Consider the following 16,861-nt stretch of genomic DNA (forward strand, 5'->3'; position numbering starts at 1 on the left):
GCCGGAACCGGGCCACGGGCCCGGTGTCAGCGGCCGGTCTGCGGGCTGTAGGGCTGCAGGAGTTGGTCGACGGGCGCGTGGTCGTCGGTGAGCAGCGGGGCGTCGCCGGTCCAGACGTCGAGGTCGTCGCCGGTGGTGATCGTCCAGCCGGTCTTCCGGGCGTCCAGGTTCTTCTGCGTCGTACGGAGGTCGACCGGCCGTTCGGAGGCGAGCACCACCAGATTGCCGCCCTCGGAGTCGGCAGGCGGGCCCTGGCCGATGTCGGCGGGTGCGCCGAGGACGGCGACGTGCTCGAAGGTCTCGCTCAGGGTGGCCACTTCGGCCCGCGCGAAGTCCAGGTCACCGTGATCGATGAGGTTGGCCACGTACAGTCCGTCCTCGTCGAGCACCCGCCGTACGTCGGCCATCGCCTCCGCCGTGGTGAGGTGCCACGGGACGCTCACGCCTCCGAAGGCGTCGCCGACGACCAGGTCTCGGCTGCCGGTGTCCAGGCGCCGCAGACCCAGCCTGCCGTCCTCGACGCGTACGCCGATGCCGGCCTGCGGAGGCAGTCCGAGCTGCTCACGGTTGATGGCGACGACCCCGCCGTCGATCTCGGAGACGTGGCTGCGCGTTCCGGGCCGTGTGGCCGCGAGGTAGCGGGGCAGGGTGAGTCCGCCGCCGCCCAGATGATGGGCGGCCAGTGGTTCACGGTGCGCGAAGGCGGCATCCACCGCTGCCGCGATGGCGCGTACGTATGCGAATTTCAGATGCGTCGGGTCGTCGACGTCGACGTAGGAGTGCCGCAGGCCGTCCAGGACGAGGGTGCGGCCGGTGCCCCCGCCGGGGTCCGCGACGACCCGCGCGCAGTGGTACTTGGTCTCCACGTCGCAGCCCCCGGGCGCGACCGTGACACCCAGGCCCCCGGCCAGGACCACCAGGGTCAGGGCGGGGGTGCCGCTCCATCCGCGCGTTCGCCACTCGAACCACGCCGAGCCCGCCACCAGCAGTGCTCCGAGGCCGAGCAGTATCCCGCTGACCGGGAGCCGTGAGACGAGGACGAAGCCGGTGAGCACGGTGCCGACGATGGCGCCGACGGTACCGACCCCGGACAGGCGGCCGACGACCGTACCGGTCTCCGCCAGGCTGGTGAGCCGCAGCTTCGTGACGAACGGCGTCACGGCGGAGAGCAGCGCGCCCGGCACCAGGATGGTCAGGGACGCGATCACCAGGAGCACCGCCGGTGCCCATTGCGCGGTGGAGCGCAGCACCGAGGGGGTGAGCGCCACCACCGCTCCGGACACGCCGAGCGCGGGACCGATGAGCCGGCGGGGATCGACCTGGTCCGCGATGTGCCCGCCCATCCAGGAGCCGAAGGCGATGGCGGTCAGTGCGATGCCGATCACCATGGTGCTGGTCTCGAGGGTCAGGCCGAGGTAGGGAGCGAGCAGCCGCAGCGCGACGATCTCGACCACCAGGACGGCTGCGGAGGATCCGAACACCAGCAGGGCGGCGGCGCGGGGGCCCAGACCGACACGGCCCGGCGTGTGCTCGGCGACGGGCGGCGTAGACGATTCGGTCACGGGCGACATTCTTACACGCAGCACCCGGACCGAACGGTGCCGCGCGAACCCTCATCTCTCCGTCGCGCCGGGTGACTTGCGGCCGACGACGCTCACGGGGCCCGGCACGTGAGGTCATCGATCGAGTCGCCGGGCCGGCCCGGGCGGAGAGCGAAGGGTTCGGGCCGGTCAGGCCGGGCGTTCAGCACCCTCGGTCCCTTTGCACCCTTGCGTCACTTCTGGAAGCATCGAAGTGACAACACTTCCACGCAAAGAGGCCCGCGGCGCATCTCGCGCGTGTCTCCTCGGCAGCGCCGACGCCTTCGCCGCTCCGGACGCGTCCCGCCTGTCCTCCAAGGAAAGTGTCCCGGACACCTCCGCCCCGATCCAGGCCAGGAGGCGGATCATGGCCACGGCGGAAATCGCTTCCGAACGCGAGTCGGACTATCTCTCCCAGCTGACGATGGCCGCGGCGCGCTACGCGAACCGCACCGAACAGCGCGACCGGCACCGTTCCGTCCTCGACACCCGCGGCGTGCTGTACGCGGACGAGCCGGAGCGGGTCGAGAAGAGGCTCGCGCGTCTCGGTGCCGACTGGGCCATGGCGCGGGCCATCGAGCAGAACCCCACGGTGCCCGCCGGCAGCGCGGGCAGCACCCTGGGTCTGCCCCCGGAGTCCTTCACCGGTGAAGTCCTGGGTCTGGAGCGCCTGATCGGGCGCAACAACCTCACGCCGGTGGCGTTCCTGGAGGAGGGGGTGCGGGCCTCGCGTCCGGTCGGCCGGGTCACCATCAGCGGTCCGGGCGGCGGGCACGGCACCGGCTTCCTGGTCTCGTCGTCCCTGCTGCTCACCAACAACCATGTGCTGCGCGACGCGCAGGTCGCCTCACGCAGCACGGTCGCGTTCGCCTTCCAGGACGGTGTCGACGGGGATCCGCTGACGCCCGCGGTCTTCCCGCTCGATCCGGCCCGGTTCTTCGTGACCGACCGGGCGCTGGACTACAGCCTCGTCGCGGTGGCCCCGCGCGGCGCACAGGGCGAGGAGCTGTCGTCGTTCGGCCGGCTCGCCCTCACTGACGCACAAGGAAAGGCCGTCATCGGGGAGTTCGTGAACATCGTGCAGCACCCGAGGGGTGAGCCGAAGCAGCTCTCGCTGCGCGACAACCAGATCGTGGACGTGCTGGAGCGGTTCCTGCACTACGAGTCCGACACCCGTGAGGGTTCCTCGGGTTCTCCGGTCTTCAACGACCAGTGGGAGGTCGTCGCGCTGCACCACTCGGCCGTTCCGCAGACCGACGCCGAGGGCCGGCCGCTGAGTGTCGGCGGCGCGGTGTGGCAACCGGAGATGGGTGAACAGCAGCTGGCCTGGCGGGCCAACGAGGGGGTGCGGATCAGCCGCGTGCTGCGTGCCCTGCACGAGACGCCGCTGACCGGTGAGGCGGCGCGGCTGCGGGACGAGGTGGCCACCGCGGGTCTGACCCCGGCTCCCTCGACCGGCCGCCCGCCGGAACTCTCCACCTCCGCGCGCCCCGACGGCGTTCTGGGCCAGGCCCCGACCATGGACGCTACGCCGGCCGAGGCCCAGCTCCGGGTTCCGGCCCGGGCGAACGGGGCGTCCGCGCAGCTCGTCGTCCCGCTGCGGATCACCGTCGCCCTCGACGGCACCCCCGCACCGCAGCCGCCGCCCGCGCCCGGGCGGCCGGACGTCGTCTCGGCGGTGGAGAAGGACATCGACGCGGCCCTGACCAACCACCGGCTGGCGCAGGAGCGTCCCTACTACGACCGGCAGGCCGACGCCGTGGCGCGCGAGGCCTACTACGCGAACGTCCGTGCCGACGACGGTGACGTACTACGCCGCGCCCTGACCGAACTGCTGACCCGGACCCACGCGCCGCAGCCCCGGTACAAGCCGATGCGGCTCGTCTACCCGTGGGTCGACCTGCACGAGAACGGGCGGCTGTGCAGCATCTACTCGGGCAGGGAATTCTCCGCCGAGGAACTCATACGGGCGGACGCGGCCGTGGAGGAGGCCCGGCTGGACCGGGTGCAGGAACTGCTGCTGCACGAGCGCACGGCCGGGCCGGCCGAGTTCGAGGCGGAGTTCGACGTGCTGGAGGCCTCCATGCCGTTCAACTGCGAGCACGTGGTGCCGCAGTCGTGGTTCGGCAAGAAGGAGCCCATGCGGGGAGATCTGCACCATCTGTTCGCCTGCGAGGTCGGCTGCAACAGCTTCCGCGGCAACTTCCCGTACATCGACTTCCCCGACTTCGACGAAGCGGTCCGGGGCGCGTGCGGCAAGCGCGAGACCGTGGGGTTCGAGCCGGAGAAGGGCAAGGGCGTGGTGGCCCGGGCCACCCTGTACTTCCTGATCCGCTATCCGGGCCAGGTCGGCGACGTCGCCCGGGAGTTCCCCCGGGAGCGGCTGCCCCTGCTGCTCCAGTGGCACGAGAGCGAGCCGGTCACCGAGTACGAGCGGCATCGCAACGCCGCCGCCGCGGAACTCCAGGGCAACCGGAACCCGCTGATAGACCACCCCGAGTGGGCCCGCACGCTCGACTTCTCCGGTGTCTGGCCCTGAGCCACCCGGCCGGACCGGGCCGGTCCCCCGTACCGGCCCACGGCGACCACCCCCTTCTGGAGCGTCCCAAGGGCGACAAGGCGGCTGAGGCCCAGGCCGTGCGACGCAGCGCCCTGCGCGGGGCCGGGCCACGTGCGGCGACCGGCCGCGCCCACGGGCCGGGGGCGTGCGGGCCTCGGCGGGCGGCCCGGGTCTGCCGCCGGCCGTCGGCGAGACCCGGCTGATCCGTTGCACGCCCCCTGGGTGCGGCTGCTGCCGAGGGACGGCTTCGAGGACGTGGGCCGCCAGGTGGTCCTGGCGCAGGTGTCGTTCGACGCGGCGGGCGCCGTCACCGGACTACCGGCGCGGCGAAGCGCAGTTGCAGCGGCTGATGCAGGAGGGGTCGGCGACACCTCGGCTCTTCGCGTCGCGAGGGGCGTCAGCGGGGCCCCAGTACCTCCAGTGCGCCGGTCTGCGTGTCGTAGCTGCGCAGTGTCGTGAGCCGGATGGACAGCGGTGGCACCGGCAGCAGATCGGGGATCCGCCGGTCGGCGAACGCGCCGGCCCGACGGGTCCGGCCGAGGGTGATGTGCGGGGCCCAGCGCCCGGGTTCGTGGAAGGGGTTGAGGGTCTCGGGCGGGCTGTCCGAAGCCACTGCCTCCCACACCCTGCGGTGCAGACCGGCCAGCGCGGAGTCGAGGTCCAGCGCCCAGGCCAGCACGGAGGTGGGCCGTTCGAAGCGGACCACACCGGTGCACCGGACCGGCAGCGGGAGGCAGGCCACCACCTCGGCGAGCTCCCAGCGGATCGGGGCGGTCAGTTCCGGGCAGGCGGCCAGCGTGAGGTGCGGGCTGTTGGTCGGGGAGCGGTGGCGCGCCTGACTGGGCAGCCCCGCGTCCGCGAGCCGCCGCCAGGCCTCCCGGACCGCTTGCTCCGCCGCCTCGTCCAACAACAGCTCGACCGTGCGCACCGCGGCAGCCTACCGGCGATCACCTGCGCGGTGACGACCGACCGGGCCCGTCCGGCGGGCCGGGTGCCGTACACGCGGCCACCGCGTCCGGCTCCACCCGGCGGTGCGAGGGCGGGTGCGAGGACCGCTGCGCTCGGCCGGCCGGGAGAAACAGCCGTGGGGGGGGCGAGCGACGGCGACGGCGCCCGCCGTGCCGTGTCGGGGCGGCACGGCGGGCGCCGGTCGAGGAGGACTACTCGACGATCTTCAGCAGCTTGTTCGCGGTTCCCTGGGAGGGGTTGGAGATCTTGTCGGCAGTGGCGCCGTCGGTGAGGGCCTTGGCGACCTGGTCCGGTGTGGCGTCCTTGTGTCCGGCCAGGTAGACGGCCGCGGCGCCCACGACGTGGGGGGTGGCCATGGACGTGCCGGATATGGTCTTGGTGCCTTCGTCGCTGTCGTTCCAGGCGGAGGTGATGTCGGAGCCGGGGGCGTAGAGGTCGACGACCGCGCCGTAGTTGGAGAAGTCCGACTGCTTGTCGTCCTTGGTCGAGGACGCGATGGTGAGGGCTTCCTTGACACGGGCCGGGGAACCCTGCCCGGCGTCCGAGGATTCGTTGCCGGCGGCGACGGCGAAGGTGACGCCGGCGGCGACGGCCTTGCGCACGGCCTCGTCGAGGGCCTCGTCGGCGCCACCGCCCAGGCTCATGTTCGCGACGGACGGCCCCTGGTGGTTCTTGGTGACCCAGTCGATGCCGGCGACGACCTGCTCGGTGGTTCCGGAGCCGTTGTCGTCGAGCACCCGGACGGCGACGATCTTCGCCTTCTTGGCGACACCGTGGGCCTCGCCGGCGATCGTGCCGGCGACATGGGTGCCGTGCCCGTTGCCGTCGGAGGCGTCGTCGTCGTTGTCCACGGCGTCGAAGCCGGAAGCGGCCCGTCCTCCGAAGTCCTTGTGTGTGGTCCGTACGCCGGTGTCGATGACGTAGGCGGTCACGCCCTCGCCCGCGCCGTCGGGGTAGGTGTACTTGCTGTCGCCGGCGGTGTCCGCCTGGTCCAGGCGGTCGAGACCCCAGGAGGGCGGGTTGTCCTGGGTGGCGTCGATGCTGAACTTCTTGACCTGTACGACCTTGGCGACCGCCGGGTCGGCGGCGAGACGCTTGGCCTCGTCCGCCGACAGGCCGCCGGCGGAGAAGCCGTCGAGGGCGGCCGAGTACGTGCGCTTGAGTTTGCCGCCGTACTCCTTGGCGAGGTCGGACTTGTCCACCTTGTCGTCCAGCGTGACGATGAAGGCGCCCGGGACGGCTCCCTTGGCGCCGAGGCCGTACACGGTGCCCTCGGCGGGAGCGGATTCGGGAAGGATCTGCGCGTGCGCCGTCCCGATGGTCGTCAGGGTCGCGACGACAGCCGTGGCGGTGAGGACCTGCATTCTGCGTGTGAATGCGCGAGCTGACATGTGAGGGTTCTCCTCGTCGCTTTGTGGGGGGTGTGGGGGGCGGACCGGAACCGCGATCGGTCCGCCTCGAACCTGACCTATTGATGTGCGCAGATCAAGAGCTTCACGCCACTCCAGGCAGTATCAGCAGGTCGGTTGGGCCTGAACCGGCCATCTTTTCCGGCGCTTTCCTCCATCACACGCCCGACCCTCATACGGACGTTGTGTCGAGGATGTGTGACCATGCATCAGGAGTGGCGGTGGTTCCGAACAATCTGGGTAGACAGCCCCCGTTCCGCAGCAAGCGATTACCGACCGGCAACTCGTCCAATACGAAATTTCTCGCGGCTCGCGCCCCGCACAAAGAACCAGACCGATTCACCACCCCGGCCCGGGAGTTCCCCGGTGATGCCCATTCAACTTTTCCCGGCTGAGAAACGCGTCGAAGAATCCTTGAGGGAGCACGCGTTCAGGAGGGTCGCGGCGTCTGCCCCTTCGGGCATCGGAACGGTGTGGGAGGCGGGCGGGCGGTGTCCGGCTGTGAGCCAGTTGTCCAGGGCCGTGAAGGCCGTGCGGTGGCATGGCGTGAGGGGACGCAGGCGCTCCGGGTGGGTGTCGACGAGGGCGTCCGTGTGGGTGCCGCCCGCGATGCGGTAGTAGCGGTGCAGTGGGGCGCGGCCGGCCCGGCGCACCATGCGGGCGTAGACGTCGGAGTCCTGGGTGATCGGCAGCAGGACGTCCAGGGTGCCGTGCAGGGAGAACCGGGGCGGAACGAGAAGCGCACGTGTGAGCCTCCACCGTGGGGAACAGGGATACGCGGGAGGCTATGGCGGGGTGTGGCCGACACCTATGGGGGCGGCCAACACGACGCGGGGCGCCGGGGTAGCCGGTGGCACCACTGGGCGCGGCAGCGTCTCACCCGCCCCGACGGCCTGAGCCGCTCACCCGATGCCCTCAGCCCTTGGCCTCGGAATCAAGGTGTGCGAGCCCCTCTTCCCAGCGTCGTCGGCGCTCGTCCTCGGGCTGCTCCCACCAGGGGGTGCCCCGTTCACCCAGTGCGACCTTCGCCCGGTGCACGCGCGCACGCGCCGCCTTCTCGGCCGTGGCATCGCCCGCCGTCATCGCCGACCGCACCGCCCGACGAGCCGACATGAGGTGGCGTCGAAGCCGGGCGGCGGTGTCCTCCGGGACGGAAGGATCGGTGGCCCGCCACTTCCTTCCGCCGATGACGACGAAGTGACCGTCGGGGGTTGTCTCCGGTGACTGGTGTGGTTCCACGCGAATGATCCTGCCCACTCGGGGTCACCGGGTGCCCCGCGTGCTCTGCGGATCCGCTGAAAGGGTGTCACCGGATCCGCAGAGCGGGAGGTCATCGTCTGCGGGTCCAGCCGCCGCCGACGCCGGCCACCTGCAGAGCGAGGCACAGCAGTCCCAGCAGCATGACGTTCGTCGAAGAGAACACGTCGTTGGTGCTGATCTCCGCCGCGTTGATCAGAAACGCGAAGAAGAACAGCACCGCCGCGACTATGCCGAGCATGGATGGGGCTCCTCTCTCAAGGGGGTGAAGCCCGTATGCCCCGCCTCCGCCCCCGCAGTCACATGTGCGGTGTCCTGGACACGCCAGGCAGCAGGACGTGGGCCGCGACGCGCTTGCCGACCGTTTCCCGAGGACGGTCGGTGTGTCCTTCGTCGCCACCCACCGGCAGGTCAGCGGCGGCGAGGTGCTGCGTCAGGTGCCCATGACGGCGTCCCGACAGTGACGTGGCACACGGGCGGTCGCCGGCATTGGGTGTGACTTTGCGGGTATGCGCTGCCCGTGCTGGACAAGGGATCGAGGGACACGGCTAACCGTATGGACCATGAAGAGGCAGGTGAGGACCGGCATCCGCTGGCCACCAACGCCATTGCCGTGTCCGCGGCGTTCGAGGACGACACGGGCATCGCCGCGGCCCGGGACATGGCCCACACCTTCCTGACCCGGGTGCAGGCCGTACACGGCCTTCCGGTCTCCGGCCGGGCCATCGGCATGGTGCAGCTGGTGGTCAGCGAGCTGGTCACCAACGCCCGCAAGTACGCCCCCGGCCCCTGCCTGCTCACGCTCGAGATCGCCGACGGGGCCGCGCGCATCAGCGTCTGGGACAGCAACACCACCCTGCCGACGATCCTCGCGCCCGACCCCAGCCGGGTCGGGCAGCACGGCCTGGAGATCGTGGCCGCCGTCTGCGTCGGCTTCGCCATCCACCGGGAGCCGGTCGGCAAGCGCATCACCGCCGACGTCATGCTCGCCGACGACCCCGGCGGGGACCTGGCGGGCCGGCAGATGCTGTGACCCGGCGTGGCCGCACCGTCGTCCCGTGCGCGCCGTCGCCGAGGCCCCGGTCACGGGAACGACGTGACCGGGACCTGGACCTGGACCTGGACCTGGACCTGGACCTGGATCAGCGACAGCGACAGCGACAGCGACAGCGACAGCGACAGCGACAGCGACAGCTCATCGTGCCCGCCGCCGCTAGTTGCGGTACCGGAACACGATCCGGCCGCGTGTCAGGTCGTAGGGCGGGAGTTCCACCCGTACCCGGTCCTCCAGCATGATCTTGATGTAGTGCTTGCGGATCTTCCCGCTGATGTGCGCGAGCACCTGATGGCCGTTGTCGAGCTCCACCGTGAACATGGCGCTGCGCAGGCACTCGACGACCTTGCCCTCGACCTCGACGACGTTCTTGTTCCTCGTCATCGCACCAGCTCCAGGTTGCTGCTCATCGGCCGGGCGCCGATGCCCTCGAACACGGCCGAAGCCGCTCGATTGGACTCCTGGACCTCCGCCCAGGCCGCGCCGGCCCCGGAGTGGTGCAGTGTTCCCAGCGCGTGGGCCAGCAGCGCCCGCGCGATACCGCGGCGCTGCTCGGCGGCCCGGACCGCGACCAGCCCGATGCGCGGCCGTTTCACCCTCACCACCCGGATCAGCCCCAGGTAGCGGTCCGGTCCCGCGGCCACCGCGTACATGGACGGATCGACGATGGTGTCACCGTCAGGAGCGCCAACCACCTCCGCGGGCATCGACTGCCACCCGGCGGTCGCCTCGACCTCGTCACGGATCGCGCGGTCCACCGCCCGCAGCAGCGTCTCGTCCGCTTGACCGGCAGGCATGATGGTCACGCCCGCGGGTGGAAGGACGCCGTCGAGACCGGTGACCCTCGGGTCGGTCGGCACGACGTACTCCCACTCTCGGCGCCGGATCGTGAACCCGGCCCGCCGCCAGCGGGCGGTCAGTTCGGTGTCCGCCTCGTCGACCAGCGTGTACAGCGGTGCCGGCAGTTGCGCCAGCATCGCCTCGGCCAGGAGGTCGAAGGCCGCGTCGTGCCAGGCGTCGATGCTGACGAACAGCCGCCCGTCGGGGCGGTGCTGGGCATGTGCGCGGCCGACCACCAGGTCGTCGTCCAGTGCGTGCCATTGCCTGTCCGCGACGCGCGTGATCATCACGGCGTCCCCGCCCAGGCCGGATATGAAGGGCTTTGTGTTCATCGGAGTTTCCTTCCAGGAGTGCCTCGGACTCAGGCGCTCCTGGCGACACCGAACGTCAGCCGCCGGACCGTGACGGGATGAGGGAGCACCCACGGGTAACTGTGTTCACGGGGCTCACCTCCAACGACGATTGCACGGTCCACCGCGAAAGTAGCAGTGGGCCGTCGTCGTACTCAAAGTCTTTTCCGGCAAGCCGCCCTGGGGCGGTGCCGGGGCCGTCGGTGACGAGGCCCCGGCTCGCGTGGGCGTGCTTACACGCGGTCGGCCGCGATCAGGACGTACTGGAAGGAGCCGTCCCGGTAGGACTCGATGAACGCCTCCTCGATCCCGGTGACCAGCGATGACGTGGCCCGAAGCTCCCAGTAGGGCAGCGTGTCCGGGGTGAGGTCGACGATGGTCTGCGGCACGAGCCGGTTGTCGGCCATGGCGCGCAGATACTCACGGCGGGAGTGGATGTTGCACTCGAAGTGGGCGTTGATCTGGGAGACCCACTTCGACGGCTGGCCGTAACGAGGGTTCCAGCAGCCGGTGATCGTGACGTACCGGCCGCCGACCTTGAGGAAGCGGGAGTGCTCGGCGAACAGGTCGTGGAGGTCGACGTACATGCTCGACTCGTTGTTCCAGGAGGCGGCGACACTGCCCTTCTCGAAGGGGGTGTCGAGCATGTTGCACACGCGGGAGCGGACGTGGTCCTCGATACGCAGTTCTCGCGCGCGCCGGTTGCCGAAGTCGGCCTGGGTGGCGGACAGGGTGACGCCCTCTACCTTGCAGCCGAAGCGGCGGTGGGCCATGACCATGGACCCGCCGCGGCCGCAGCCGGCGTCGACGAGGGTGTCGTCGGGCCCGATGGCGCCGAGGTGGTCCAGGAGGGTCTCGGCCTGTGCCGATTCCAGGCGGTGCAGCTCCGCGATGAGCTTCTTCTCGTACTCGCTGTGCGCCGGGTCGCCGAGCGCGGAGTGGTCCACGGCGCCGATGCCGTAGTGGTGGTGGTAGAGCCCGTCCACGTCACCGAGGCGCAGGTTCACCGGTCGCGCCTCGTTGTTCCAGTAGCGGGCGATGTCCCCCTGGTACGGCGTCGCCGGGGCCGGGATCTTCGCGGTGACGGGGGCGGTCGTTTCAGTGGTCACAGAGATTTCCGTTCTTTACCAGAAGTCGGGCAGGCTGTAGCGGAAGGTGTTGGTGCGGTGCCAGTCGTGGTTGCCGTCGACCCAGGCGGCCACGCCTTTCAGGAAGCGCTGCACGACGGGCAGTGGGCATGCCGCGGCGAGTTCGGCGGCGGCGGCCTCGAAGGCGTGCATGAGTTCGTTGTGGACGTCGACGGCCTTCAGGTACGCGTCACGCTCGGGGAGTTGCTCGCGTTCCGCGATCACCACCGGCAGGTTCAGGTGCCGGCCCGGGCTGTTGAGTTCCTTGGTGTACGAGTAGAGGTCGTTGACGATGGTGGTGGCGTTGCCGGCGAGGGCGATGACCCGCTGCATGTCCGGCTGGGCGTGCAGGTCCGCGGGCAGTTCGTAGCCGCCGACGGTGTCGGTGATCGTGGGGCAGGGACGGAAGTTGTTGAACTGACGCATCGCCAGGTACTCCCACACCTCCGGGAGGTGCTCGGTCTCCGCCCAGGCGGCCTCGGCGAGGTAGCCCATGTGCAGCCGGGCCATGTCGTGCCGGTAGCGGTCGGCCTGGGAGGGCGTGGCCGCGCGGACGAAGTAGTCCATGGCGCTGCGGTAGGCCCGGCGCGGGGCGTCGGAGGTGAGCGACTCCTGCCATGCCGGCGCGTACTCGGCGGTGGTGTGGAGGTGGTCGAGCGCGGTGTGCGCGAGGAGGATGCGCCCGCCGAGTCCGACGGGCGAGCCGCCGTGGTCCTCGCAGTAGCAGTCGTCCAGCGCGTTCTCCGCGACCATCAGCCGGGTGGCCAGCATCAGGTGGTCGACGGTCGGGGCGTCGGGGTGGCAACCCACCATGTAGCGGCCGACGGAGAAGCCGTCGAACTGCCCCTCCCACTCCTTTGGATAGAGCTGGACCTCGTCCTCCGCCCAGCGCTTGATCCGGCTGCTCACCTCCGCGACGCGTACGGGGTCGGGTTCCGGGACGGGGTGGTGGTAGAGGCCGGGGACGGCTCGCCCCTCGGCGGGCGGGGCGGGAGTCGCGGGCACCTGGTCCGGGGCCGGGGGCTCGGGCCTGCGGGCCACGGACAGCGACGACGTGCCCGGTCCGGTCGGCCCGCGCAGGATCCGCTGGAGGGCGGAGTCGGCCGCGGCCGCGGCGGGCTTGTCCTGGACGGCAAGAGCGGCCGATGCCGCGGCGGGCGTGTCCCGAACGGCAGGAGCGGTCGTTGCCGCGCCGGGCGTGTCCCGTGCAGCCGCTGCCGTGGGGGGCGGTGGCGGGCTGGGGACCGGGACCGGCGGATGCAGTGCGGCGAGGAACTGCAGGGCCGTCGGCGGGGCCGGAAGGTGGTGCGCCACCGGCGCGCTCGCGTCCGGTACGGCTGCGGGCGGCGTCGGTTGCTGCCCGGGGGGTGGTGATCCGAGGGGCCCGGAGTCGGGCATCGGCGGCTCTCCTTGCTGCGATGGGGTGGGCCTGTCGCGCGGACCGGGGCTCAGTGGGGCCTGGGGGCGATCTGGACGTTCTCCAGCACGCCGAGGGCGTCGGGCAGGAGCACCGCGGCGGAGTAGTAGGTGGTGACGAGGTAGGAGATGATCGCCTGCTCGTTCATGCCCATGTACCGCACGGCGAGGCCCGGTTCGTACTCGTCCTGCAGTCCTGTCTTGTGCAGTCCGATGACGCCCTGGTTCTTCTCGCCGGTGCGCATCGCGATGATGGAGCTGGTCTGCTCCTTGGTGATCGGGATCTTGTTGCAGGGCAGGATGGGGACCCCGCGCCAGGCGGGGACGGACTGTCCGCCGAGGTCGACGTGGTCGGGGTAGAGTCCGCACGCGTTGAAGCCACGTCCGATGGCGGCGATGGTCCTGGGGTGGGCGAGGAACATCTTGGTGCCGCGCCGGCGGCAGAGCAGGTTGTCCATGTCGTCCGGGGTGGGCGGGCCGGAGTGGGGCTGGATGCGCTCCTTGAAGTCGGCGTTGTGCAGCAGCCCGAACTCGCGGTTGTTGATCAGCTCGTGTTCCTGACGCTCTCGCAGGGCCTCCACGGTGAGCCTGAGTTGCTCCTCCGTCTGGTTCATCGGCCCGTTGTAGAGGTCGGCGACCCTCGAGTGGACCCGCAGCACGGTCTGGGCCACGGAGAGTTCGTACTCGCGCGGTTCCGGTTCGTAGTCGACGAAGGTGCCCGGCAGGTCGGGCTCGCCGACGTGGCCCGCCGACATGGCGATCTCGGCCTCGCCGTGCTTGTTCTGCCGGTGCCGCGCGCGTGAGCGGTAGGTGTCGACGTGGGCCCGCAGGGTGGGCGCCGCGTCCTGGACGGCGGCGAAGTCGGCGCGGCTGAGGGTGAGGAGGGTGCCGGAGGTCTCGGCGGTGACCGTGCTGTCGTGGCAGGCGTCGGCGTCCAGCAGGGCGTGCTCGCCGAAGCGGTCGCCGTCCGCGAGGACCCCGAGGGTGATCTCGCCACCGTACCTGCCCTCGGAGGTCTGGCTGAGCCGGCCGTGGGCGATCAGATGGATGCGGTCGGCGGGGGCGCCGCGCTCGGCGAGGACGTCGCCGGCCGCGAAGTCGTGCTGGGTGCAGCGGCCGGCCAGGGCGGTGAGAACGTCCGTGTCCTCGAATCCGCGCAGCAGGGCCAGTTCACCCAGTTCCCGGGGGATCACGCGGACCGTGGCGCCCTCCTGGACGAACTCGACGCACCCGTCGCCGACGGTATGTCGCAGCCGCCGGTTGACCCGGTAGGCGCCGCCTTCGGCCTCGACCCAGGGCAGCATCCGCAGCAGCCAGCGGGAGGTGATCTCCTGCATCTGCGGGACGGACTTGGTGGTGGTGGCGAGGTTGCGGGCGGCGGCGGTGCTCAGGGACTGCTGCGGCGCGGCGCGGGTGGCACCGGTTTCCGGGATGCTGTCGACGGTCATCGGAGGTGGTTCTCCTTGCACAACGGGGCGCCCGACGCACACGGGTGCGCCGACCGGGAGACAGGGAGGAGTGGACGACGAGCGGGAGGAACCACGCGGCTCCGCCCACCGCAGAAGCTATCCACTGCGCGGGCCGTATCCACCGGGGAGAGGAGATGCTTACCTCGAAGCAGTGACAATGTGTTGAATGCGGTTTATCGGTGCGTGGGGTGAGATCGGCACCTGACCTCACGCCGAAGCCGCCGGCCCCGGGGTCGGCAGACCCCGGAACCGGCGGCATGGTGGGGGTGAGCGGCGCGGATGGTGGCGCGGCCCGCCCCGAGGGCTCAGCCCGCCGCGCTCCACCACGCGGGAGAAACGCTGAGGCTCCAGACCTCACCCGCGGGCCCCGGGGCGTGTTCGTCCGTGCGGACGAAGATCCGCACTCCGGACTCGGGCACCCGGTAACGTCGCATGTCCCCGGACGTGCCGTCCTGGTCCGGCTCGGGGTCGAGCGAGCAGCCGAGCTCGGTGATCGCGGCGGCCAGGTCCTCGAAACGCGTCGAGGAGGCGAAGGTGCCGTACGTCTCACGCAGGGCCGGCGGGACGGACGACTCGGTGTCCCACCGCAGACGGTGCACCTGCACGCTCACCCCGAAGCAGGGCCAGGCGCCGTCCTCCTCCTGGAAGGACAGCTCCACCAGCCCGTAGTCCCGGCGCAACAGGCCGCCGTCCTCGGTGTCGAGGCAGTCGGAGCCCAGCGCGGTGTCCCATGCGGCGGGCTGCGCGCCGATCCCCACGCCCAGTACGTCGCCGCGGGTGGCGACGTGGGCGTAGAAGTCCAGGTCGGACATCTACATCCTCTCCATCGCTTCGATCAGGGCCTGCAATTCGGCGGTGCGGTCGTTGCTGAACCGCCACTGCGGGTTGCGGCCTTCCTTCATGGCCTTGGCGCTGGACTCGAAGACCTCCTTGGCGCCCTTGGTCACCCTGATCATGTCAGCGCGCACCTTGGGGTCGGACTTGATCTTCGCCACGGCGGCGTCGACCTGCTTCTGCGTGGCGGTGCCGTTGCGCAGCCTGATCGCCTCGCCCCGGATGCCGCCCTGGCCGTCCGGGCGCAGTGCTACTTCCATGCCGTCCTTCATGTTGACGTGGGCGCCCTTGGTGACCCAGTCCTGGTCGACCTGGCCCACGTGGTCGATCTCGAGGCCGCACTTGTTCTTCTTGGCATTGTGGACCAGGAGGGGGGTGCTTCCGGCGAGCACGTAGTACGTGTGCGTGCCGGCGACGGTGAGGTTGTGGACCGTCTGCTCGGCGGTGCGGGTCGCGACGGCGGTGATCTCCGCCTCCGCGCCGGTGCTGGTGCGCAGCTCGGTCCCGGCGGTGAGGTCGATGGCGTCGGTCCACAGGTCCGGGCCCGGCGTCCAGAACGGGTGGCGGTCCGTCGCCGTGACCGTGTCCGTGCGCTGCCCCGCCGTGCCGTCGGTGTCCACGGTGAGGGTGATCAGGCGCTTGTGTCCCGATCCCGTGATCAGGTCGGTGACGGGCTCGGCCCGGGTGGAGCCGGTCGCGGGGTCGGTGGCCAGCACCTCGTCCCCTTCACGCACGCGCTCGATCGGCGTGGTGCTCCCGTCGCCCATGAGGACCAGGGTGCCGGCCGGGAAGCTGTTGTCGTCGGTGACGCTCCCCGCGGCGCACTTGCCCTTGCGGGCGGTCCGTACGTCGTCGCCGCCGAGGGCCTTCTTGCCCACCTTGAGCCAGCGCAGGACGACCAGCGCGCCCGTGGCCCGGTCGAAGCCGCTGAGCTCCTCGTCGGTGGCGACGTCCTTGCCCGTGATGGCCTCGACGATGCCCTTGCCGTCGCCGATGCCGGGCAGCAGGTCCAGCAGCAGTCCCATGCGCCGCTGCTGTGTGTCGGAGTCGAGCCCGGAGGTCCCGGAGCCCCAGGTGTCCTTGAGGTGCGAGAAGTCGAACTCGATGCCGGGCAGTTCCTTGAGCTTCTCGGCGCCCTTCTTGATGCCGGGCACGTGCTTGTTGAGCTCGTTCATGCCCTTGTTGGCCTGGCCGATGCCCCGGTTCATCTCGTCCATGCCCTTGTTGGCGCGGCCGATCCCCCGGTTCATCTGGTCCAGCGCGCCGTTCACGTCGCCCAGCGAGTCGTTCATGTCGTCGAGGGCGTGACTCATCTGCCCGAGACCGGCGTTGATCTTGTCGAGGTCCTCGCCCATGCCCTTGAGGCCGGTCTTGAGGGCGGTCGCCGCCTTCTGGAACTCCGGGTCGCCCACGAGCGCGGCCAGCGCGAAGATGATCTGCAGGAACGCGACGGTGACCTCGGCCATGAGCAGCAAGGTCTGGATGGTCTCGTTGACCTTCGCGAGCCGGTGGTCGACGTCAGCCTGCGCGGCGGCGTACGCGGCGCGGATCTGCTTCTCCGCCTTGGCCCGCAGGGCCGGGTCGGTGATGGCGGCGGGGTCCTGCTTGACCGCCTCCTTCAGCTCGGTGAACCCGACGAGTTCTTTGCGGAGGGTGGCGAAGTGCTGGGTGTTGTCCTTGTGCAGCTGATGGAAGGCGTACGCGGCCACCCCCACGCCCGCCCCGACCCGGATGGCCTTGTCGGCGAACTCCCGGTAGCAGGCGGGCTTTTCGAGCAGTGGCTTACCGCCGCAGCCGGAGTACCTGGCCGCGGCCTTGACGATTCCGGCGAGTTTCTCGGCCGCGGTGACGGCCGCCTGCCGTTTCTCGATGCCCTCGGCCGCCGCCGCGGTTTTCTCCCCCAGGCCCGGGCCGAACACCATCGCCAAGGCCATCAGAAATGCGACAGTGTGCCGCGTCATACGGTGTTGCATACACGTCCTACGTCGAGGGCCCG

Annotated in this window: 15 protein-coding genes and 1 pseudogene; 3 read left to right on the forward strand and 13 right to left on the reverse strand. The window is 70.7% G+C overall.

Features of this window, described 5'->3' with window-relative positions; translation table 11 throughout:
• Positions 1–26: 26 nt before the first annotated feature.
• Positions 27–1,571 carry a fused MFS/spermidine synthase gene (locus ACFZDE_RS30490; protein WP_391205244.1) on the reverse strand — a complete coding sequence of 515 codons (1,545 nt, stop codon included), beginning with the start codon at positions 1,569–1,571 and terminating at the stop codon, positions 27–29.
• A 376-nt stretch (positions 1,572–1,947) separates the two neighbouring features.
• On the opposite strand from ACFZDE_RS30490, the gene ACFZDE_RS30495 reads away from it, so the two are divergent.
• Positions 1,948–4,119, forward strand: coding sequence for an endonuclease (locus ACFZDE_RS30495; protein ID WP_391205247.1), 2,172 nt, complete (start codon positions 1,948–1,950; stop codon positions 4,117–4,119).
• 418 nt (positions 4,120–4,537) lie between these two features.
• On the opposite strand, the gene ACFZDE_RS30500 is transcribed toward ACFZDE_RS30495, so the two are convergent.
• The 5 genes and pseudogenes from ACFZDE_RS30500 to ACFZDE_RS30520 all read right to left on the reverse strand — a co-directional run bounded on the left by ACFZDE_RS30500 (position 4,538) and on the right by ACFZDE_RS30520 (position 8,016).
• Positions 4,538–5,068, reverse strand: coding sequence for a 2'-5' RNA ligase family protein (locus ACFZDE_RS30500; protein ID WP_391001727.1), 531 nt, complete (start codon positions 5,066–5,068; stop codon positions 4,538–4,540).
• Positions 5,069–5,300: 232 nt separating this feature from the next.
• Positions 5,301–6,500: a S8 family serine peptidase gene (locus ACFZDE_RS30505; RefSeq protein ID WP_391001725.1), complete on the reverse strand. Its 1,200-nt coding sequence runs from the start codon at positions 6,498–6,500 to the stop codon at positions 5,301–5,303.
• A gap of 395 nt (positions 6,501–6,895) precedes the next feature.
• Positions 6,896–7,246: pseudogene (locus ACFZDE_RS30510) on the reverse strand (tannase/feruloyl esterase family alpha/beta hydrolase); the annotation flags it as partial.
• A gap of 187 nt (positions 7,247–7,433) precedes the next feature.
• A complete protein-coding gene (locus ACFZDE_RS30515; RefSeq protein WP_391205250.1) occupies positions 7,434–7,757 on the reverse strand; it encodes a hypothetical protein in 324 nt (107 codons plus the stop codon).
• Positions 7,758–7,848: 91 nt separating this feature from the next.
• A complete protein-coding gene (locus ACFZDE_RS30520; protein WP_391001719.1) occupies positions 7,849–8,016 on the reverse strand; it encodes a hypothetical protein in 168 nt (55 codons plus the stop codon).
• 97 nt (positions 8,017–8,113) lie between these two features.
• On the opposite strand from ACFZDE_RS30520, the gene ACFZDE_RS30525 reads away from it, so the two are divergent.
• Positions 8,114–8,239: a hypothetical protein gene (locus ACFZDE_RS30525; protein ID WP_391205252.1), complete on the forward strand. Its 126-nt coding sequence runs from the start codon at positions 8,114–8,116 to the stop codon at positions 8,237–8,239.
• 92 nt (positions 8,240–8,331) lie between these two features.
• Positions 8,332–8,808: an ATP-binding protein gene (locus ACFZDE_RS30530; RefSeq protein WP_391205255.1), complete on the forward strand. Its 477-nt coding sequence runs from the start codon at positions 8,332–8,334 to the stop codon at positions 8,806–8,808.
• Positions 8,809–8,988: 180 nt separating this feature from the next.
• Here ACFZDE_RS30530 and infA read toward each other — a convergent pair whose 3' ends face one another.
• From infA to ACFZDE_RS30565, 7 genes are all read right to left on the reverse strand, one after another.
• On the reverse strand, positions 8,989–9,213 hold the full coding sequence (infA, locus tag ACFZDE_RS30535) for a translation initiation factor IF-1 (protein WP_391205257.1): 225 nt from the start codon (positions 9,211–9,213) through the stop codon (positions 8,989–8,991).
• On the reverse strand, positions 9,210–10,001 hold the full coding sequence (locus ACFZDE_RS30540) for a GNAT family N-acetyltransferase (protein WP_391205260.1): 792 nt from the start codon (positions 9,999–10,001) through the stop codon (positions 9,210–9,212). The genes infA and ACFZDE_RS30540 overlap by 4 nt, the downstream gene beginning before the upstream one ends.
• Before the next feature lie 251 nt (positions 10,002–10,252).
• The gene (locus ACFZDE_RS30545; RefSeq protein WP_391205263.1) at positions 10,253–11,128 is read right to left on the reverse strand and encodes a geranyl diphosphate 2-C-methyltransferase; all 876 of its coding nucleotides are present in this window, start codon (positions 11,126–11,128) and stop codon (positions 10,253–10,255) included.
• Positions 11,129–11,143: 15 nt separating this feature from the next.
• Positions 11,144–12,544, reverse strand: a complete 1,401-nt coding sequence (locus ACFZDE_RS30550; RefSeq protein ID WP_391205266.1) for a family 2 encapsulin nanocompartment cargo protein terpene cyclase — start codon at positions 12,542–12,544, stop codon at positions 11,144–11,146.
• Positions 12,545–12,594: 50 nt separating this feature from the next.
• Positions 12,595–14,010 carry a family 2B encapsulin nanocompartment shell protein gene (locus ACFZDE_RS30555; protein WP_391205269.1) on the reverse strand — a complete coding sequence of 472 codons (1,416 nt, stop codon included), beginning with the start codon at positions 14,008–14,010 and terminating at the stop codon, positions 12,595–12,597.
• Between the two features lie 326 nt (positions 14,011–14,336).
• Complete coding sequence (locus tag ACFZDE_RS30560; RefSeq protein ID WP_391205272.1) at positions 14,337–14,843, reverse strand: hypothetical protein; 507 nt, start codon at positions 14,841–14,843, stop codon at positions 14,337–14,339.
• The gene (locus ACFZDE_RS30565) at positions 14,844–16,826 is read right to left on the reverse strand and encodes a pre-toxin TG domain-containing protein (protein WP_391205275.1); all 1,983 of its coding nucleotides are present in this window, start codon (positions 16,824–16,826) and stop codon (positions 14,844–14,846) included.
• Between the last annotated feature and the right edge of the window lie 35 nt (positions 16,827–16,861).

This window comes from Streptomyces sp. NPDC007929, from assembly GCF_042959065.1.
In the GTDB taxonomy this organism is placed as follows: Bacteria; Actinomycetota; Actinomycetes; order Streptomycetales; family Streptomycetaceae; genus Streptomyces.